Source organism: Pseudomonas sp. P110(2024) (genome assembly GCF_057480795.1).
In genome coordinates this window covers 44,398-63,850 of record NZ_JBLIYT010000012.1, presented here as the reverse complement: position 1 = coordinate 63,850, position 19,453 = coordinate 44,398, and the positions used below count along the sequence as shown (strand labels likewise).

The following is a 19,453-nucleotide window of genomic DNA, read 5'->3' as shown; positions in this document are numbered from 1 at the left end:
TTATACTGCGCCAGGCCTGTTCAAGGAGATCAACATGGATGCCGAACTGAACACTGCACAGCGCGCCAGATGGCAATTCGACGAGCCCGCGCCCGGCCCGGAGCGGTTCATTGACGAGGATTTTGCCGACTATCGCCAGCAGGCACGCCTGCTGCTGCCAGACGCCGAGCGTGCCCCCTCGGTATTCGTGGTCGGCGGCGCACGCTCCGACTTCACCCGCCTCAACCCGTTGCTCTACCGCCTCCAGCAGCAGGGCATCGGCTCGTTGACCGGCAACCTGTCCGGCCACAGCCTGGCCAGCGAACCAGGGGCCAAGGACGCCTCGTTGGACATCAACCTGCAGGAGGCCCTGCGCTTTCACCGGCATCTGGACACGCGCAGCGACACCCTGGTCGGCCACAGCCTGGGCGCGTCCATAGCCCTGAAGCTGGCCGCCCAGCGCCCCAGCGTGCGCAAGCTGGTGCTGATCTGCCCGGCGGTCTACCCCGACGCGGCGCATGCCGCGCCCTTCGGGCCGGCCTTCAGCGAGGCCATCCGCAAGCCTTATGCCTTCCTCGACTGCGACAGCTACGCCTTCCTGCGCCAGTTCCAGGGCCGCGTGCTGCTGGTGATCGGCGAATACGACGGGCTCAACTCCAGGGTCCACGGCCAGGGGCCCGGCACCTCGGCCGGTACCCGGCGGCTGGCGGGCGTCGAGCGCTACAGCCCGATTCCCGAGGAGGTCACCCACGCGTTGCTGCGCTCGGTGCCGGCGCCCCATGTGGAGTGCCTGATGCTCACCGACTGCGACCACGGCATCGCCGCGCACCTGCGGGCCCGGCCGGAGGTCGCGGACCAGGTGGCCGATGCGGTGGCGGCGTTCATTCTCGACTAGTCCTGCGGCGCCCGCTCCCAATGCGCGGCCAATGATGGCTCACTCGATCTCGAACAACCCGTTGCTGACCATCCCCGCGCTCAGCCGATCACGGATGTCGTCATCGATGCGCGGATCGTCCGGGCGGTATAGCTTGATCTGCCGGTAGGCGTTGATGCGGTTGATCTCCTCGCCTAGGTATTCCCACACCACCCGGGTGCACGCCGGATTGCGCCGGTCACCGCTGGAAACCCCGGTCTTGAGGCCGTTCAGGCGGCTGATGCGGCTCTTGAAGCTGGGGATGAGAATCGTCTGGCTCATCTCGTTGAAGGTCAGCGACTCGTAGTCGATCAGGAACATCCGGTCCTGCAGCTGGAACGCCGCGCCCAGGTAGCGGCAACGCACCTCGGCGTGCTGGTCGAGGCCGCTGCTGCGCTCCTGGCGTTCCTGGCGCTCGAACAAAAAGCTGCCGCGCTCCTCCCACAGATGCACCAGCGACACCAGGATCGAGCCTGGCACCGACATGCAGTTGGAATATTCGAAGTAGTAGCCGCAATAGCGCGACAGGTTGCCGGCTTCTTTATGCAGCGGCTTGAACAGTTCGCTGATCGGGTCGTCCTGAGGACCGACACGCTGTTCCTGGGTGCGTGCGCCGATCAAGCGGGCGAACTGTTCGGCCGGCAGACCCAGCTCGTAATCCTCGACGCCGAAGAAATCGCCGATGCGTTTGAGGTTGTAAGCCGTCGGACGGCTCTGACCGCTCAGGTACTTGTTGAACTGCGCGCGATTGATCGACAGCTGCCGGCAAACCTCGGAGATAGAGCGGTAGTGGCTACAGGCCAATTTGAGGTTGATAGCGAAATGATCGCCCATGATGCGCAGGTCCGGATGATGCGAGTGACGCCATTCTAGCATCAAGTCGCACCAAAACGGAGCAACCCGCGAAATTGTAACCACAGTTGTCATAGCCAACCATGCGCCCCCAATGAAAAGCGGTGCGCCTGCCGCCCGCTGGTCTTTCCACGCGAAGAATAAGAATCGAGGTCATTTTCCAATGCTCGAAGCACTCAACGATTTCCTCTCGGGGAAACTGCTCATCGTGCTGATCGTCGGACTCGGCGGTTACTTCACCATCCGCTCGCGGTTCGTCCAGTTCCGCCATTTCGGCCACATGTTCGGTGTCTTCAAGGAATCCCTTCGCGGCCAGGCAGGCCAACTGAGCTCGTTCCAGGCCTTGATGCTGAGCCTGGCCGGTCGCGTCGGCGCCGGTAACATCGCCGGTGTCGGTATCGCCGTGACCCTCGGTGGCCCGGGCGCCGTGTTCTGGATGTGGGTCACCGCGCTGGTGGGCATGTCCAGCAGCTTCTTCGAATGCACCCTGGCCCAGGTCTACAAGCGCGCCGATGGCGATGGCCTGTACCGCGGCGGCCCGGCGTACTACATCCAGCACGGCCTGAAGCTGAAAAGCATGGCGATCGTGTTCTCGATCCTGCTGCTGGTCACCTACGGCTTCGCCTTCATCGGCCTGCAGTCGTACACCGTGACCCACTCGCTGCAGAACGCCTTTGCCTTCGATCCGAAACACACCGGTATCGTCTTGGCAGCCCTGCTGGCCCTGACCTTCATCGGCGGTATCAAGCGCATCGCCGCAGTGTCCGACCTGCTGGTACCGGTCAAGACCCTGGCCTACATCGGCGTGACCCTGTACGTGATCGGCACCCAGATCGAACACGTCCCGGCCATGCTGGAAACCATCTTCAAGAGCGCCTTCGGTCTCGACCCTGCGTTCGCTGGCCTGCTCGGCAGCGCCATCGTCATGGGCGTGAAGCGTGGCGTGTTCGCCAACGAAGCAGGCCTGGGCAGCGCGCCGAACGTCGCCGCCGTGGCCGCCGTGAAGCACCCGGGCGCCCAAGGCGTAGTCCAGGCCTTCAGCGTGTTCCTCGACACCTTCGTGATCTGCACCTGCACCGCGCTGCTGATCCTGCTGTCGGGCTTCTATACCCCGGGCTTCGAAGGTGACGGCATCGTCCTGACCCAGAACTCGCTGGCCGCCGTGGTCGGTGACTGGGGCCGCATCTTCGTCAGCGTCGCGCTGTCGCTGTTCGTCTTCACCTGCATTCTCTACAACTACTACCTGGGCGAAAACAGCCTGCAGTTCCTCAGCCGCAACCGCTCCGTGCTGATGACTTTCCGCGGCCTGGTACTGGCGCTGGTGGTGTGGGGTTCGACGCAGGACCTGTCGACCGTGTTCGCCTTCGCCGACATCACCATGACCTGCCTGGCATTCGTCAACCTGATCGCCCTGGCCATGCTGTTCAAAGTCGGCCTACGCGTCATGCGCGACTACGACGCTCAGCGCAAGGCTGGTATCAAGCAGCCAGTGTTCGACTCCAGCAAGTTCACCGACCTGGACCTGGACCGTGCCGCCTGGCCGGCCAATCCGCAGGCTGAAACAGCCACTGACAAAGCCGCCGTTCAGGCGCACGCTCAGCGCTGATATTCTCCCCTGCCCCAGCCGCCCCGTCCGTGGGCGGCTGCCTCTTCCTTCGCTACATCGCTACGGAAAATTCCCATGCGTGCAGTCAAGAATCTTCTCGTCCTTTACACCGGTGGCACAATCGGCATGCTACAGACCGCCGAAGGCCTCGCGCCGGCCGGTGGCTTCGAAGCGCGCATGCGTGACCACTTCGCCAACTGCGGCGACGCGCCAAAGGTGCACTGGTCGCTGCGTGAGCTGAACCCACTGATCGACAGCGCCAACATGCAACAGGCCAACTGGCTGGCGATGCGCGATGCCATCGTCGAGGCGGTCGAGCGTGATGGCCACGACGGCGTGCTGGTGCTGCATGGCACCGATACCCTGGCCTACAGCGCCGCGGCCCTGTCGTTCCTGTTGCTGGGCCTGCCAGCACCAGTGCTGTTGACCGGTTCCATGCTACCGGCCGGCGCGCCGGACAGCGATGCCTGGGCCAACCTCGTCGGCGCCCTGAACCTGTTCGAAAACGGCCTGGAAGACGGCGTGCAGCTGTACTTCCACGGTCAGCTGCTGCACGGCTGCCGCGCCTCGAAGTTGCGCAGCGAGGCGTTCGACGCCTTCACCGTGCTGCCCCGCCATCGCGAGGGCGAACACACTTCTGAGCTGCCGACCCGCCTGGACTACCGTCAGCCACGCCAGCCGGTCAAGCTGGCGGTCATGCCGGTGTTCCCTGGCCTTGCCGCCGAACATCTGCGTGGCCTGTTCGACAGTGGCATCCAGGGGCTGGTGCTGGAGTGCTACGGCAGTGGCACCGGCCCGTCCGACGACCAGGCACTGCTCGACGTGCTGCACGACGCCCGCCAGGGTGGGGTGATGATCGTTGCCATCAGCCAGTGTCCGGAAGGTTCGGTGGTATTCGACACCTATGCCGCCGGCAGCCGTCTGCGTGACACCGGTCTGGTCAGTGGCGGTGGCATGACCCGCGAGGCGGCGCTGGGCAAGCTGTTTGCGCTGTTGGGCGCAGGGTTGGACGTGCAGGCGGCGGAACATTGGTTCGCGCTGGACCTGTGCGGCGAGCGCGCCTGACTCGCAGATCGTCCGTTCGCCATCGCGGGGCAAGCCCGCTCCCACAAATCCGTGGGAGCGGGCTTGCCCCGCGATCGTTTCAGCCTCTGGAAAAGTGGCGGAAGGCAGCGGGAGTCGAACCTGCCCGGGAACGGCTGCCGTCCCCAACCGGGTTTGAAGCCCGGCCGCGCCACCGGGCGCGATTGCCTTCCTTGAAATCAGGGCCCGCGTTACGGTTGGGCCAGGGCGCTGTCGACGCGGATATGACGCAGGTCGCCAACTCGTCGGGTCAAGCCAACGCGGTCGAAATACTCGAGAATCTGCACAGTGCGCTTGCGACCGATGGCCAAACCATCGCGAAACGCCGCGACCTGCACTATCGGCGATGTCTCGGCCTGACGCAACAGCAGCTCTGCCATGCGCTTGAACGTCGTCTCCGGGTAAAACAGGTCACGCACCACCTGGTGCACCAGGCCCAACCGGGCAAGCTTGCGCAACAGCAGGCGCACGTCAGCCTCGTCGCAGCCCTCCTCGCCGGCCAGGGTCCGCACCCAGGGCGGATCGAACTCGCCCGCCAACAGGCGGGGCAACAGACGCGCCCACAACGCGGTATCCGCCTCGCTCAGCTGGACCCGGTGATCCGGCAGGTGCAGCCACGGGCCACTGCTGCTGATCGCGCCTTCGCCCAGCAACTCATCCAACAGGCTGACAAACGCAGGCCGCTCCAACGGCAATGCGGTAAAGCGGCGCAGTCGGTCACGGTCCGGGCCAAGCTGATCAGGCTCCTGTTCATGGAACTGCGCCAGGCGCTCCAGCACTTGTCGCTTGAGCGCCTGCCACTGTAGGCAATCGAACAGCAACTGACCTTGACGCGTGGCAATCACCAGCACCGCATCCGGCAACTGCCAGGTCTCACGCAGGCGATTGAACTGACGCTCCAGACGCCGGGGCTCGAGCCCGCCCGGGGCTGCCTCCAGCAAGGCCGGCAACGCCCGCTCGAGGCCGTCGGCATTGCGCAACACCTGCAACTGGCGCAAGCGCGCCTCGCTGCGCCGCTGCCGGCTCGGGGCGAATGGATCGAGCACACGGCCACCACCCAGCGTGCGCTGGGCGCGCTGGTCGCGCAGAACCAGACGATCCCCATGCACTGCCTGCAACGGTGCATTGAGCAGCAGTTGGGCGAACATGCGCTGGCCAGCCTCGAGCCGTTCCCCTTCGAGCAACGCGACCCGGGCAGTGACATCCTGGGTCCCCAGGTGCACGTGCACCGCGCTGAAGTGCTCGAACACGCGTGTTTCTCCGGCCAGCAAGGTGAGGTCGATATCCACTCGCACGCTGGGTGCATGCAACCACTCAGGTAGCAGCCAGTCGCCGCGATGTACCTGTTCGGCCGAGAGCTTTTCCGCGCTGATATTCAATGCCACCCGCTGCCCTGCCTCGGCTACCAATGCCGCCTGGTTTTGCGCGTGCAGGCCACGCACCCGCACCGGTTTGCCTACCTTGCCCAACAGCAAGGTGTCGCCGACGCTGACCCGCCCGGCCAGCGCCGTGCCGGTGACCACCACCCCTGCCCCGGAAACCGCGAAGGCCCGGTCCACGGCCAGGCGGAAACCGCCGCGCACGCTGCGCTGGCGAACATGCGCCTCGGCCGCCAGCAAGGCCTCGCGCAGGGCGTCGATTCCCGCGCCGGACAGGCTCGAAACCGGAAATTGCCTGGCCCCGGCATAGGGCCCAGGCGCGAGCAGTTCGGTGACCTGGGCCTGGACTTCGATCAACCGCGCCGGCTCGACCCGGTCGCATTTGCTGATGACCACCAGCGCCTGGGGAATACCCAGCAGTTCGATGATCGACAGGTGCTCACGAGTCTGCGGCATCACCCCGTCGTCGGCGGCCACCACCAGCAGCACCAGGTCGATGCCATGGGCGCCGGCAAGCATGTTGTGGATAAAACGCTCGTGGCCAGGCACATCGATAAAGCCTGTCAGCGGCGCGCCTTCGGCCAACGGGGCATAGCGGTAGCCAAGATCGATGGTCATGCCCCGGGCACGCTCCTCCTGGCGTGTGTCGCCGGCTTGGCCGGTCAGGGCCTGGAGCAGCGCGGTCTTGCCGTGGTCGATGTGGCCGGCGGTACCGACGATCACTGCACCGGCCCCAACTGCAACGCCGGCAGTTGCGCCAGCCACTGGGCCTCATCGTCCAACTGGCGCAGGTCGAGCCACAGGGCATCGTCATCGATGCGGCCGAGCACCGCCACCGGCAGGTCGCGCAGCGCCCGCTCCAACACATGCAGGCTGCGCCCGCGCAGTTTCTTCGACACCTGCGGGCGCAGGCACAAGGCCGCGCTGGGCAGGCGCGCCACGGGCTGGCTGCCGCTGCCGATCATGCCCAGGGCCGGTTCGACGCTAACCGTCCATTGCGTCCCCAGCCGTGCGGCCAGTTCAGGCGCCAGGCGCTCGGCCTGGGCGGCGATCTCGGCCTGGGGCCGGGTGAGCAGGCGCAGGCTCGGCAGGCGCTCGACCAGGCGGTCCGGGTTGCGATACAGCGCCAGCACGGCTTCGAGTGCCGCAAGGGTGATCTTGTCGACCCGCAGGGCACGCTTGAGCGGATTCTTCTTGATCTTCGCGATCAGCTCCTTGCGCCCGACGATGATCCCCGCCTGCGGCCCGCCGAGCAGTTTGTCGCCACTGAACGTGACGATGTCGGCGCCATCGGCCAGGGCCTGGCGCACGGTCGGCTCGGCCGGCAAGCCCCAGCGGGTCAGGTCGAGCAGGCTGCCGCTGCCCAGGTCTTCAAGCAGCGGCAACTCATGAGCATGAGCGATGCGCGCCAGTTCCGCGGTAGGCACCTGGGTAGTGAAACCCTGGATGCTGTAGTTGCTGCAATGCACGCGCATCAGCAGGCCCGTGCGCGGGTTGATCGCGGCTTCATAGTCGCGGGCGTGAGTGCGGTTGGTGGTGCCGATCTCGTGCAGCTTCACCCCCGCGCGAGCCATGATGTCGGGGATACGGAAGGCACCGCCGATCTCGATCAGTTCGCCCCGGGAGATGATCCCTTCCTTGCGCGCGCCCAGGCTGTTGAGCGCCAGCAGCACGGCGGCGGCGTTGTTGTTGACCACGGTGACGGCCTCGGCGCCGGTCAGCTCGCGGATCAGGCTTTCGATCAGGTCGTCGCGGTCGCCGCGCTTGCCGGTGTTGAGGTCGAACTCCAGGTTCAGCGGATAGCGGGCGGCGGTCTGCATGGCCTCGACCGCTTCCTCGGGCAGCAAGGCCCGGCCCAGGTTGGTGTGCAGCACCGTGCCGGTGAGGTTGAACACCCGGCGTACCTGGCTGCGCTGCTGGATGGCCAGGCGTTCGCCGGCTCGGCCCAGGAGCACTTCGGCGGTCAGTTCGGTGGCACTCAGTTGGCCGAGGCGAGCAGGCTCGCGCAGGTCGTCGAGCAACTGGCGCAGGGTGGCCAGCGTGGCGTCACGACCATGACGGTCGATCAGCGGGGCGCAGGCCGGATGGCGCAGCAAGGTGTCGATGGAAGGCAGGCGTGGGGTGTCGCTGGCGAGGGTTGAAGACATCAGTACTACCTTAAACAAATCCGTTGTCTGTTCCGGCCTCTTCGCGGGCAAGCCCGCTCCCACAGGTACTGTACGCTTCCTGTGAGAGCGGGCTTGCCCGCAAATCAGGCGACTCGGTATTGCAGTGTAGACACTACCCCGGCGCCAACAGCAGGTTCGGCGCCAGCCGATGGAAACCCTCCTCGTCCAGGCGCATGTCCAGCGCCAGGCTCGCCAGGTCGTCGGCCAGCGGCTCGGCCGCGGCGTCGTTCTCCAGGTAGCACTGCTTGAGGTAGCTCTGGCACCCCGGGCAGCACTCGGCGCGCAGCGGCGCCTTGCCCGGCGCGTGGCGGTCATCCTCGAGGTTACTGTAGCGCAGGTCCTTGCTCGACTCGCAGTACACGCACTTGACCCGCACCACATGCCATTCGCAGGCACACAGCGAGCAGGCCAGGTAGCGCAGGCCATTATGCTTGCCACGGTTACGCACTACCCCGGCCATGGCCGGCGATCCACAGGCTGGGCACTGGGCCAGGCTGCCCGCAGGCTTGAGCTCAGGCGCAGGCAAGGCCAGCAGCCAGCTGGACCACGCCGCCTGCAACGCGGCGCCAATGAAGGGCACCAGCGCCGCCGGCACTGCATCGTACTGGCCACCGAGCAGGGCGATAGCCCAGCCCTTGCGCTGGGCATCGTCGCTGCCACGCAACGCATCCAGCGCCTCGGCCAGTGGCCCGTCGGATGCGGTCTCGAAGCGCTCGAGCAACGCCTGCAACCAGACCAACCAAGGCCCTTCACGCACCAGGCTGTCGGCCGCCAGGGGCGGCAAACCATGACTTATACACAGGCGCTGGCGCTCTTCGGCCACCGGTAATCCCGCAGGCGGGTTATCCACAAGCTGCTGCTGAATCCGGCACAGCCGGGCCATCAACCGCAGGTAATCACCCAGGGCGTTACCCTCGGCCAGTTGCTCAAGCCGTGTGGCGCGCACCTCGAAGAGGTGAGCGGCGGGCAGGTGCAGAAACGGCGGCATCACTGCCGACGCTTCGATCTGTCCAGGTTCGAGAATCGTGCTCAAACGGTCATCCTTCTTTTCCACCGTGGTTGTGTGGCGACTTGTCGCCGGTCACTTCCCGGTACCACAGTTCATGGTGCTTGCGCGCCCAGGCGCGGCTCACCCAGCCATGCAGCATGGCGCCGATCGAACCCTTGATCCAGATCCCGGCATAGATGTGCACGATGATGCTTAGGATCAGCACGAACGCCGCCAGGGCATGCAACAGCGTGGACAGGCGAATGACCTCGATGCCGAACCAATGGCTGAAGTACGCGCGCCAGATCACCACGCCGCTGACCAGCAGCACCAGCATGCAGGCCAGCAAGGTCCAGAACAGCAGCTTCTGCCCGGCGTTGTACTTGCCGACCGGCGGCACGCCCTCTTCCTTGTTGAGCATCACCCGGTCGATGCGGCGCAGCCACAGGCGGTCGTTGGCGGTGATGAAGTTGGCGCGCCAGAAGCGCAGCACCAGCCCGAGGAAGAACACGAACATTCCCACGCCGATGAACGGGTGAAGGATCCGCGTCCACGGCCCGCCGCCGAACAGGTGGCTGAGCCAGAACAGTGCCGGATGGAACAGCGCCAGCCCCGAAAGGCCGGCCAGCACGAACAGGATCGCCACGACCCAGTGGTTGCTCCGTTCGTTGGCGTTGTAGCGCAGGATAGGCTTGTTGTCATTCATGGCCGCTGCTCCCCCTGCCCGCCCGGGCGGTTCGGATCATAGACATGCACCGCCGGGTCGACCTCGTGGACCGTGTTATCCACAGGCGCCGGGTGTTCGTCCTCCTCGACCCGCTGCGGCCCCACGCGTACATAGTGGAAGAACCCGGCCAGCACCGCCGCGCCCATGGCCAGCAGCGCCAGGGGCTTGCTGAAGCCCTTCCACAGCCCCACCAACGGGCTGATCACCGGTTGGTCCGGCAGGCCGGCGTAGATCCGGGGCGTGTCGGCGTGGTGCAGCACGTACATCACATGGGTGCCGCCGACGCCATCCGGATCGTACAGCCCGGCGTTCTCGTACCCCCGCGACTTCAGGTCGACGATGCGCTCGTCGGCATGCACCTTCATCTCCTCCTTGCTGCCGAAGACGATCGCCCCGGTCGGGCAGGTCTTCACGCAGGCCGGCTCCAGGCCCACGCTCACGCGGTCGGAACACAGGGTGCACTTGTACGCCTTGTGATCCTTCTGCGAGATGCGCGGGATGTTGAACGGGCAGCCGGTGATGCAATAGCCGCAACCGATGCAGTGGTCCTGGTTGAAGTCGACGATACCGTTGGCATGCTTGATGATCGCCCCCGGGCTCGGGCAAGCCTTCAGACAACCGGGCTCGGCACAGTGCATGCAGCCGTCCTTGCGGATCAGCCACTCCAGGTTGCCGTCGTCGCGCTCGTGCTCGGTGAAGCGCATCAGGGTCCAGGTCTCGGCGCTGAGGTCCTGGGGGTTGTCGTAGGTGCCGTGGTTGTGGCCGACCTCGTCACGCAGTTCGTTCCACTCCGAGCACGCCACCTGGCAGGCCTTGCAGCCGATACACTTGGTGGTGTCGATCAGCTTGGCGACTTCCTGCTGCTGGCGTACCGAGGGCGGTACGGTGGTGGTGGCCGAGCGGGCGATGATGTCTTGGCTGGCCATCAGAGTTTCTCCACTTTGACGAGGAACGACTTGGACTCCGGCGTCTGCGTGTTGCCATCACCGAGGAACGGCACCAGGGTGTTGGTCAGGAAGCCGTGCCGCGTGCTACCGGTGAAGCCCCAGTGCAACGGGATGCCGATCTGGTGCACGGTCTGGTTGTTGACCTGCAACGGACGGATCCGCTTGGTCACCACCGCCACCGCGTCGATATAGCCGCGCTTGCTCGACACCCGCACCCGGTCGCCGGCCTTGATGCCCTTCTCGTTCGCCAGCACCTCGCCGATCTCGACGAACTGCTCGGGCTGGGCAATGGCGTTGAGCCGGCAATGCTTGCTCCAGAAGTGGAAGTGCTCGGTCAGCCGGTAGGTGGTCGCCGCATGGGGGAACTCGTCGTGCGTGCCGAGTGTGTCCCACACCGAATCGAAGATCCGCCCGGCCGGGTTGCTGGTGGCCTTCTTGTTCTGCGGATGCAGCGGGTTGATGCCGATGGGGGTCTCGAACGGCTCGTAGTGCTCGGGGAACGGCCCCTCGGCCATCTTGTCGATGGCGAAGAACCGCGCCACGCCCTCGGGGTTCATGATGAACGGATTCATCCCCGCTTCCGGCGGCGAGTCGACCTTGAAGTCCGGCACGTCGGTGCCGGTCCAGGCCTTGCCGTTCCACCACACCAGGCGCTTCTTCTCCGGGTCCCACGGCTTGCCTTGCGGGTCGCTGGAGGCACGGTTGTAGAGAATCCGCCGGTTGGCCGGCCAGGCCCAGGCCCAGTTCTGCACCTGGTGCATGCCGTACGGGTCGCTGTTGTCGCGCCGGGCCATCTGGTTGCCCTGCTCGGTCCAGCAACCGGCGAAGATCCAGCAGCCCGACGCGGTGCTGCCGTCGTCCTTCATCTGGGCGAAGCCGGCCAGTTGCTGACCGGCCTTGAGTGTGGCGCCGGTGGCGTCGGTGAGGTCGCTGACCGCCCAACCGTTCATCTCCTTGGCCAGTTCTTCGGGCGAAGGCTCTTCCGGGACCTTGTACGGCCAGCTGAGGTTGAGCAGCGGGTCGGGATAGGCGCCGCCTTCGGCCTGGTAACGCTTGCGCAGGCGCAGGAACAGCTCGCTCATGATGTGCACGTCGGTGCGGGTCTCGCCCGGACCGTCGGCGCCCTTCCAGTGCCACTGCAGCCAGCGGCTGCTGTTGACCAGCGAGCCGTCTTCCTCGGCGAAGCAAGTGGTGGGCAGGCGGATCACCTCGGTCTGGATGTTGGCGGTATCGACGTCGTTGAACGCGCCGGCGTTGCGCCAGAACTCGGAGGTCTCGGTGGCCAGCGGGTCCATGACCACCAGCCACTTGAGCTTGGCCAGGGCCGCGGTGACGCGGTTCTTGTCCGGCAGCGCGGCGATGGGGTTGAAGCCCTGGCACATGTAGCCGTTGACCTTGCCCTGGCCCATCATCTCGAACATGCGCAACACGTCGTAGGCCGGCACGTCGAGCTTGGGCAGCCAGTCGTAGCCCCAGTTGTTGGCGGCGGTGGCGTTGGCGCCGTACCAGGCCTTCATCAGGCTGACGTGGAACTTGCCGTAGTTCTGCCAGTACGACAGCTGCCCCGGCCGCAGCGGCTTGGAGGCGCGCTTGTCGATGTAGGCGGCGTAGTCCTGCTCGGCGTCGCCGGCCAGGGTGAGGTAGCCCGGCAGCGAGTTCGACAGCAGCCCCAGGTCGGTCAGGCCCTGGATGTTGGAGTGCCCACGCAAGGCGTTGACCCCGCCCCCCGGCATGCCGACGTTGCCCAGCAGCAACTGCACCATGGCCGCGCTGCGGATGATCTGCGCGCCGATGGAGTGCTGGGTCCAGCCCAAGGCATAGAGGATCGTCATGGTCTTGCCCGGTGTCGAGCAGGTGGCGATCTCTTCCCAGATCTTCATCATCTGGTCCTGGGGCATGCCGCAAGTCATGCTCGCCAGTTCCGGCGTGTAGCGGCTGTAGTGCTGCTTCATCAGCTGGTAGACGCAACGCGGGTGCTGCAGCGTCGGGTCGACCTTCGCATAGCCGTCCTCGCCCAGCTCGTAGCCCCACCCGGACTTGTCGGCGTACACGCGCTTGGCCGCGTCGTAGCCGCTGAACAGCCCGTCCTCGAAGCCATAGTTCTCTTTGACGATAAACGACACGTCGGTGTAGTTACGCACGTACTCGTGCTGGATCTTGTCGTTGCTCAGCAGGTAGTTGATCAGCCCGCCCATGAAGGCGATGTCGCTGCCGGTACGGATCGGCGCGTAGTAATCAGCCACCGAGGCGGTACGGGTGAATCGCGGGTCGACCACGATCAGCCGCGCCTTGTTGTGCGCCTTGGCTTCGGTCACCCACTTGAAGCCGCACGGGTGCGCTTCAGCGGCGTTGCCGCCCATCACCAGGACCAGGTTTGCGTTGGCGATGTCAGACCAGTGATTGGTCATCGCGCCACGGCCATACGTCGGGGCAAGACTTGCCACCGTCGGGCCGTGTCAGACACGCGCCTGGTTATCGAACCCCAGCATGCCCAGCGAACGGATCACCTTGTGCGTCAGGTAGCCCGCTTCGCTGGAAGCGGCGGACGCGGCGAGAAAGCCGGTGGTGAGCCAGCGGTTGACCGTCTGGCCCTGGGCGTTCTTCTCGATGAAGTTGGCGTCGCGGTCCTGTTTCATCAGCTCGGCGACGCGGTCGAGGGCTTCGTCCCAGTCGATGCGGGTCCACTCGTTGCTGCCCGGCTTGCGCACCTCGGGGTACTTGAGGCGGCTGGGGCTGTGGATAAAGTCCAGCAGGCCGGCGCCTTTCGGGCACAGGGTGCCGCGGTTGACCGGATGGTCCGCGTCGCCCTCGATGTGGATGATGTTCTGTTTGACGTTCTTGCCCGCGTCACCCTGGCTGTACATGATCAGGCCGCAGCCGACCGAGCAATAAGGGCAGGTGTTACGGGTTTCTTTGGTATGCGCCAGCTTGAAGTGGCGCACCTGCTCGGCGAACGCGGGTGTCGGGGCCATGCCCAACGCCGCAAGGCTCGAGCCTCCAAGGCCGACGGCGGCGACCTTGAAGAATTGCCGACGGTTGAGATCCATCGTGCACTCCTGATCAGGTTCTCGGGCGCGCGGGACTTGGCCGGCGCCTCAGGGACTTCACGGTGGCGGTGGACAGACACCGCCAACTGTTAAGCCTAGTCAAGAATCCGGGAAGTGCGATGACCCAGATCATGCATCGAGCGATTCGACACGCGGTACAAACGCTTCCTTGCCCAGCCCGCAGTCAGGGCAAAGCCAGTCATGTGGAATATCTTCGAATGCAGTCCCCGGCGCGATGCCATGCTCCGGATCACCTACCGTCGGGTCATAGGTGTACCAACAGGTCTCGCAATAGTACTCGGCAACCTGCGTAGCCATCGTATGCTCCTTTTTCCCATGGTCCGGTGCCGCACGAGGCCAGCCATTGCATCAGGTCATCTGTCCTGACCGGCGCAACGCACTCACCAGATAGTCGACCATCACCTTGACCTTCTGCGACACATGCCGGCCGGGCTGATAGAGCACCCAGGCCATCCCTTGCATCGCCCCCGCGTATCTCCACCCGGGCAACAACTCCACCAGGGCATTGGCGGAAATTGCTTCAGCCGCCAGCCCGGCCGGCAGGCAGGAAATCCCCAGGCCCGAGATCGTGGCATTGAGGACCGCCTCCGGACTGTCCGCGAAGTAGCGCCCCGAAACACTGACCTCGCACATTCCATGCGTTGAAATGAACTTCCAGTTCTGGATTTCGGTGGCCGCGGAAAATGGGATGCAACTGTGTTCCGCCAACACCGAGGGATGCTCAGGTCGCCCAAACTTTTCCAGGTAACTCTCGGCGGCACAGACAATGAAATCGACGGGGAACAACTTGCGCGCCACCAAACCCAGGGGAGGACTGTCCGTTATCTGGATTCCAATATCGATACCCTCGGCAATAAAGTCCGGTGCTCCCTCATTGGAAATGAGCTGTACATTGACGCCGGGGTAGCGGTACAAAAACTCCGGAACCAGCTGATTACACGCCGCGTACAGCGAGCGTGGCACCGCAATGCGAATAAGCCCTTGCGGTGCTTCGAGGAAGCGGTCCTTGAGGCGAAACACATTGGCCGAAGACTCCAGCAACTCTTTGCAGTGTGAGTAGATCTGGGCGCCTTCGGCATTCACTCTCAATTGCCGGGTGCTGCGCTCAAGCAAACGCAATGACAAGGCATTTTCAAGCTTTGACACTTGTTTGCTGACCGCCGAGGCAGTCAACCCCAGCCTTACCGACGCATCTACAAAACTTCCGGTCTCGACGACCACTGCAAAAGCCGCCATGCAAGGCAACATATCAACATGACTTTTCGGAAGGCAGCCTCGATATTCCATTATTATGACCACTCATATCTACAGGCCAATAAACGAAAGCCTCCGTCCATGGCCCAAGGACCCCAAAAGATTAACCGCAAACGTTTGCAACTTTGCGACAACATCATCCATAAAGATGCAAAAGCACAGCCCCCAACAACACCAGACACACACCGCCTACTTGAACGACCGACAACCGCTCGCGATAAAAGAAGTATCCGAGGATGGCCGCGATACCACCCGACAAGGTACTGATGACAGTAACGACTGAAACCGAACCGTTGAGCGCCCCCCAAGAAAAAGCCGAGAACCCTCCCAGGTTGAACAGGCTTGTGCCACACAGTGAACCCAATATCTTCAAGCGGATCGTGGCATGATCGCGCAGCAGCCTGAAGGCTTCCGGAATCAAGAAGGCCACCCCGACGGCATAACCCAGCGCCAGCATGTTAACCGGCCCCAGCGCCGGCAAGGCGAACTTGCCTTGAATCCAGAAGCTGACGCCATACAGCATGGCCGCCAGCAACGCATACCCTATCGATACAGTGCCCTTTGCCTTGCGCTCGAAATCGCCGCCATGGTCACTGCGGCTGGCCAGTAGTACACCGAAGAAGCAGACGAAGATACCGCTCACCTGCCAGGCTGACAGTGTGTCCCCGCCAAGCCAGGCCAGCAGCGTTGTAAAAACGCCATAGGAGGTGACCAACGGTGCCACGACAGCGGTCTTGCCAACCGCAAACGCTTTTGAAAGCGCCAACGCCCCGATCACGGTACATAGTGAAGCCACAATACCCAGTACCACCGCGCGTCCGGGAGCCGACAGGAACTTCTCCCACTGGCTGGCCGAAATGACAATAATAATTGTCATTAACAAAAGCCCCAGCAGTTGCCCGAAAAAGACCGCCCGCTTGACCCCTACCGCTCGTGCGTTCACACCGACCAGAAAATCCGTAGCCCCCCAGAACGCAGCGGCCAGCAACCCCATGAATACGTCCACAGCAATGTTCCTTATTTCTGGCTGATTCCTTTAATCTCCAGACAGTAATCGGGATGAACTCAAAAATCAAACACCTGTATGAGGTGAGACGCTGTAGCCAGCATCACTCTTACGGGCCCAGCGATTTAACAATGAAATTAACGGATTAGTTAAAGCCGTTGAAACAATTGCAAGCATCAAAAGAACACTATAGGAACTTTCAGACAACACTCCCACCTGCAGTCCTACACCAAGTACTACTAATTCCACGAGTCCCTTGGTATTCATCAGCACACCGAGTTCCAATGAAACCTTTGGTTTCAGCCCCGACAGCCTGGCCCCGACATAAGAACCCAGAACCTTGCCGACAATCGCCCCCACCAGAAACAACAGCAACCACAACCACAGAGTGGGATCGCTGAAAGCCCCGAGCGAAACCTGGATACCGGAACAGGCAAAGAAGATTGGTGTGAGAAACAGATGGCCGAACCTGCCGACCCAGCGGCGCCAGGCCTGCTCCATCGAGAACAGGTCGTGAAAGACATAGGCCGCCAAGACTGCACCGATTGCCTCATGGAACCCAAGCATCGCGGTCACTTGCGCCGAAAACAGGCAGTAGAGCAAGGCAAGTGCCACCCGCGACCGCTCGCCCAGGACGGTGTAGCCGGCCCGGTTTCTCAGCCAGGGTCGGACCAGCAGGAACGTCAGCGCGGCATAAACCGACAATCCGGCGACCCGGAGTAGACTATCGACCACGCCAGAGGTGCCACTGAACTGTAGCGTCAGCACCAACGCAAGTGCAAACCATGCAAACACATCGGTGTAGACCGCCGCCGACAGGGCCAGTTGTCCGGCTCGCCCATCGATACCCGCATGCTCCTGGATAATCCGCACCAACACCGGCAGGGCTGTCACGGACAAGGCTACCCCACAGAAGATCACGTAAGGCCAATAGGGTTGCATCGGTGCAAGCGATGTCTTGGACCAGGCTCCGACGATGCAACCCAGGGAAAACGACAGCACGATCCCCAGGGTAGCGATCAAGGCGGGCACTCGCTGCCCATCTCCCTTGGACCCGATGCCAGCGGCGTGCCATGGCACCTCGACCATCAGGATAATCAGCCCCAGTTCGCTCAACGACCTGACGACATGCATCGACTCAGGCACGAACAACTGAGTCGAGGCCTGCGGAAACCAGGCACCAAGCACTGTGGGCCCCAGCAGGATACCTGCGGTGACCTCCCCGATCACTCGGCTCTGGCCAATCATTGTCGCAAGCTGTCCACAGATCGCACAGGCGAGCAATATCAAACACACCAGCATTATCCAATTCATGGGCTCTCCCTTACCCGAATTCCTGCCGACGGGTGCCCATGAGCGGGCACCCACCGCTTACGCGAGCACCAGCCTCAGGCGCTCATGGACGATCTCAGCATGCCTGCGCAGAACTGCGGGATCCTGGTGGATGAGGTAGACGAACCCCCAGGTCGACAGGAAATCCCGTGTCGCCTCGATCACCTCGCCCTCGCTGACAAGAAAACCAAGCTCATGGAACGACTCGAGTCCCTCGACTTGCGCCACGCCTTCGATCCCCGTGACCGTGCCGCCCGCTTCGCAGATCAGGCAGCAAATACAGAAGTGCTTGTCGTAGTGCGGAACAGGTAGCACCTGCGGTGCATTGCCAAGGTAGATATCGATGTTCAGGTCATAGCAATTGAGCCCCCTGCACAGCTCGATCAGGGTGGGTACGTTCGCTCCCGGCAACCGGCCATTCTGCTCGATGATGAAATGTCCATCGGCGTTGATCTTGAACTCGATGTCGTTGATGCCGATGTCGGCCTCGATGGCCGAGTTGACCCGGGAGATATAGGCGAACGCCTGACGAGCCTTGTCACCTACGGGCGAAATGGATCGAATGTTGCGATAGATGCTGGGGTGGTCGCCGACGCGGATTTTTTCGTATTCGGCGAAACAGAGAATCTGCCGGCCTCGCGCCGCCCCGAGGTTCGCCGTGACGATAAAGAACTCAGGGCCTTCGACATAAGCTTCCACCAGCGCATGCTTTTCCTCCTGGGCACAGGGCTCTTCATTGCTCTCGATGGCGGCCAGCGCCTTGTACATATCGCTTCTGGACTGGCAGATCTTCACATGCCTCGCCCCCGTACCCTGGCTGGGCTTGACCACCACGGGGAAAGCAATGCCAGGGTCGTGTCCCTGCGCGAGCTCGTCCATGGACAATCGAAAGGCCGGCATGGAAGGAACGCCCTCATCCTTCAGCCGACTCTTCATTTCCAACTTGTTCATCCGGGCCAGGTGCGTTGCCACCGGATTTCCCGCCACGCCAAGATGGGCCGCCAACCGATCGGTAATGCGCAATGCCGAATCAGAACCGGGAATGACCGCCAGCACCGTCCTGCCTGCCAGTTTCACCTTGGCTTGCTCCAGCCCCTCGGCGTGCAGCACCTCATCGAAACCATCCACCCCATGCAGCTTCTGCAACCGCCCGGGGAAGCGCTCCCGGGTCACCAGCGCCAGCGCGTGATAGCCCTTGCGACGAATGTTCTCACCGTATCGCCGCCCGGAACTGATCGGATCGATGACCACTACCGTTTGCGCTCGTGTGTTCATTGCAGACTCCGCATGGCCTGATACATGTAGTGGTAATAGCGCAGCGCGACGTTGTAGCGGATCATCACGCCCAACGAGAGCTCTCGCACCACATTCTCGCCACCAGCTGCGTAATGTTGCAGGACCGTGTCGTACCAGGCGGCGCTATGCCGTGTATCAATGCTGATATGGGCCTTGTGGTAGGCAATCACGTCCCTGGGCAGGCCCAGACGCTCCATGGCCGCCGTTGTCGCGCCGAAGCGTACCGGCGCCGAACCCTCCACCAGCCCCATGGCGCCGATCAGGCGCATGTTGTACTCGCGTCGCACTGCCCACATCAGCAGGATGTTGCCATTCATGAGGCACTCGAGCGGGGGAACCTCCACACTGATGCCGGCCTCGCCCAGCAGATCGCGCATGTAGCTGGAGGACGTGCGGAACATCGTGGTATGCACGGCAGCAAAATCACCATTGCCCATTTCATCCCAGTAGTTCTCGCCTGCGACCATCTTGCAGTGGATCGGCATGCCCAATTGCGCAACCGCCATCAGGTCATCGAACGAGCCATCGACCATTTCCTCCATGCAGATGTAGTAGGCCACCTGCTCGACAGTGGCATGGTGCCGCATGAAGTCCACGAAGAAGCGGATATCCTCGTTTATCTTCTTCTCGCACATCAGGTACCAGGGCAGGAAGGCCTCCCGGGTGCTCGGTAACTCACGCAGGTCAACCAGGCGCTCCTCAGCCGTATTCCATTGATCCTCCAGACACTCCACCAGGTTGCGGGACAGCCTGACCGACTTCTGCGCATTGACGAGCTGTGCCGGATCACCCAGAAAACAACGGTAATAGTCGGCGAGTTGCTGTTGCGTATCACGTGCCAATTGAGTCATCTGT

The 19,453-nt window shown here is 63.3% G+C and carries 16 protein-coding genes and 1 tRNA gene; 3 read left to right on the top strand and 14 right to left on the bottom strand.

Translation table 11 applies throughout. The features are described from left to right. Window positions 1-34 precede the first annotated feature (34 nt). Window positions 35-874 carry an alpha/beta hydrolase gene (locus AC25ND_RS19590; RefSeq protein WP_062361868.1) on the top strand — a complete coding sequence of 280 codons (840 nt, stop codon included), beginning with the start codon at window positions 35-37 and terminating at the stop codon, window positions 872-874. Window positions 875-913: 39 nt separating this feature from the next. Here the strand turns inward: AC25ND_RS19590 and AC25ND_RS19585 are convergent, their stop codons facing one another. Then, window positions 914-1,726: a helix-turn-helix domain-containing protein gene (locus AC25ND_RS19585; protein ID WP_062361865.1), complete on the bottom strand. Its 813-nt coding sequence runs from the start codon at window positions 1,724-1,726 to the stop codon at window positions 914-916. Window positions 1,727-1,907: 181 nt separating this feature from the next. Between AC25ND_RS19585 and AC25ND_RS19580 the strand changes: the two genes are divergently transcribed. Both AC25ND_RS19580 and AC25ND_RS19575 read left to right on the top strand, forming a co-directional pair. Continuing rightward, window positions 1,908-3,350, top strand: coding sequence for an alanine/glycine:cation symporter family protein (locus tag AC25ND_RS19580; RefSeq protein WP_028690259.1), 1,443 nt, complete (start codon window positions 1,908-1,910; stop codon window positions 3,348-3,350). A 75-nt stretch (window positions 3,351-3,425) separates the two neighbouring features. Next, window positions 3,426-4,415 (top strand): asparaginase, encoded by a 990-nt coding sequence (locus AC25ND_RS19575; protein ID WP_028690258.1) that lies wholly within the window; start codon window positions 3,426-3,428, stop codon window positions 4,413-4,415. A 95-nt stretch (window positions 4,416-4,510) separates the two neighbouring features. Here AC25ND_RS19575 and AC25ND_RS19570 read toward each other — a convergent pair. The 13 genes from AC25ND_RS19570 to AC25ND_RS19510 form a co-directional block, all read right to left on the bottom strand. Continuing rightward, window positions 4,511-4,606, bottom strand: a tRNA-Sec gene (locus AC25ND_RS19570). Window positions 4,607-4,624: 18 nt separating this feature from the next. Next, complete coding sequence (gene selB / locus AC25ND_RS19565) at window positions 4,625-6,535, bottom strand: selenocysteine-specific translation elongation factor (RefSeq protein ID WP_028690257.1); 1,911 nt, start codon at window positions 6,533-6,535, stop codon at window positions 4,625-4,627. After that, window positions 6,532-7,959 (bottom strand): L-seryl-tRNA(Sec) selenium transferase, encoded by a 1,428-nt coding sequence (gene selA, locus AC25ND_RS19560; RefSeq protein ID WP_062361862.1) that lies wholly within the window; start codon window positions 7,957-7,959, stop codon window positions 6,532-6,534. The genes selB and selA overlap by 4 nt, the downstream gene beginning before the upstream one ends. Window positions 7,960-8,092: 133 nt before the next feature. Beyond that, complete coding sequence (gene fdhE, locus AC25ND_RS19555) at window positions 8,093-9,013, bottom strand: formate dehydrogenase accessory protein FdhE (RefSeq protein WP_028690255.1); 921 nt, start codon at window positions 9,011-9,013, stop codon at window positions 8,093-8,095. 4 nt (window positions 9,014-9,017) lie between these two features. Then, on the bottom strand, window positions 9,018-9,674 hold the full coding sequence (locus AC25ND_RS19550) for a formate dehydrogenase subunit gamma (RefSeq protein WP_028690254.1): 657 nt from the start codon (window positions 9,672-9,674) through the stop codon (window positions 9,018-9,020). Continuing rightward, entirely contained in the window at window positions 9,671-10,621 is a 951-nt protein-coding gene (gene fdxH, locus AC25ND_RS19545) for a formate dehydrogenase subunit beta (RefSeq protein ID WP_028690253.1), read from the bottom strand. Before fdxH ends, AC25ND_RS19550 begins: the two co-directional genes overlap by 4 nt. After that, window positions 10,621-13,689 (bottom strand): formate dehydrogenase-N subunit alpha, encoded by a 3,069-nt coding sequence (fdnG, locus tag AC25ND_RS19540; RefSeq protein ID WP_186596822.1) that lies wholly within the window; start codon window positions 13,687-13,689, stop codon window positions 10,621-10,623. Before fdnG ends, fdxH begins: the two co-directional genes overlap by 1 nt. Window positions 13,690-13,818: 129 nt before the next feature. Beyond that, window positions 13,819-14,007 carry a rubredoxin gene (locus tag AC25ND_RS19535; protein ID WP_186596824.1) on the bottom strand — a complete coding sequence of 63 codons (189 nt, stop codon included), beginning with the start codon at window positions 14,005-14,007 and terminating at the stop codon, window positions 13,819-13,821. Between the two features lie 51 nt (window positions 14,008-14,058). Continuing rightward, a complete protein-coding gene (locus tag AC25ND_RS19530; protein ID WP_186596826.1) occupies window positions 14,059-14,997 on the bottom strand; it encodes a LysR family transcriptional regulator in 939 nt (312 codons plus the stop codon). Window positions 14,998-15,100: 103 nt separating this feature from the next. Continuing rightward, complete coding sequence (locus AC25ND_RS19525) at window positions 15,101-15,970, bottom strand: DMT family transporter (protein WP_186596828.1); 870 nt, start codon at window positions 15,968-15,970, stop codon at window positions 15,101-15,103. Between the two features lie 66 nt (window positions 15,971-16,036). Further along, window positions 16,037-17,284, bottom strand: a complete 1,248-nt coding sequence (locus tag AC25ND_RS19520; RefSeq protein ID WP_186596830.1) for a cation:proton antiporter — start codon at window positions 17,282-17,284, stop codon at window positions 16,037-16,039. A gap of 57 nt (window positions 17,285-17,341) precedes the next feature. Further along, complete coding sequence (locus tag AC25ND_RS19515) at window positions 17,342-18,577, bottom strand: ATP-grasp domain-containing protein (RefSeq protein ID WP_486976529.1); 1,236 nt, start codon at window positions 18,575-18,577, stop codon at window positions 17,342-17,344. Beyond that, entirely contained in the window at window positions 18,574-19,449 is an 876-nt protein-coding gene (locus AC25ND_RS19510) for an iron-containing redox enzyme family protein (RefSeq protein WP_186596834.1), read from the bottom strand. The genes AC25ND_RS19515 and AC25ND_RS19510 overlap by 4 nt, the downstream gene beginning before the upstream one ends. Window positions 19,450-19,453: the final 4 nt, after the last annotated feature.

Bases quoted from the DNA above. Each gene is read 5' to 3' on its own strand.
- AC25ND_RS19520 (WP_186596830.1), bottom strand. From the start codon at position 17,284: ATGAATTGGATAATGCTGGTGTGTTTGATATTGCTCGCCTGTGCGATC.
- AC25ND_RS19550 (WP_028690254.1), bottom strand. From the start codon at position 9,674: ATGAATGACAACAAGCCTATCCTGCGCTACAACGCCAACGAACGGAGC.
- AC25ND_RS19535 (WP_186596824.1), bottom strand. From the start codon at position 14,007: ATGGCTACGCAGGTTGCCGAGTACTATTGCGAGACCTGTTGGTACACC.
- AC25ND_RS19580 (WP_028690259.1), top strand. From the start codon at position 1,908: ATGCTCGAAGCACTCAACGATTTCCTCTCGGGGAAACTGCTCATCGTG.
- AC25ND_RS19530 (WP_186596826.1), bottom strand. From the start codon at position 14,997: ATGGAATATCGAGGCTGCCTTCCGAAAAGTCATGTTGATATGTTGCCT.
- AC25ND_RS19575 (WP_028690258.1), top strand. From the start codon at position 3,426: ATGCGTGCAGTCAAGAATCTTCTCGTCCTTTACACCGGTGGCACAATC.
- selA (WP_062361862.1), bottom strand. From the start codon at position 7,959: ATGTCTTCAACCCTCGCCAGCGACACCCCACGCCTGCCTTCCATCGAC.
- fdxH (WP_028690253.1), bottom strand. From the start codon at position 10,621: ATGGCCAGCCAAGACATCATCGCCCGCTCGGCCACCACCACCGTACCG.
- AC25ND_RS19585 (WP_062361865.1), bottom strand. From the start codon at position 1,726: ATGGGCGATCATTTCGCTATCAACCTCAAATTGGCCTGTAGCCACTAC.
- AC25ND_RS19590 (WP_062361868.1), top strand. From the start codon at position 35: ATGGATGCCGAACTGAACACTGCACAGCGCGCCAGATGGCAATTCGAC.
- AC25ND_RS19510 (WP_186596834.1), bottom strand. From the start codon at position 19,449: ATGACTCAATTGGCACGTGATACGCAACAGCAACTCGCCGACTATTAC.
- AC25ND_RS19515 (WP_486976529.1), bottom strand. From the start codon at position 18,577: ATGAACACACGAGCGCAAACGGTAGTGGTCATCGATCCGATCAGTTCC.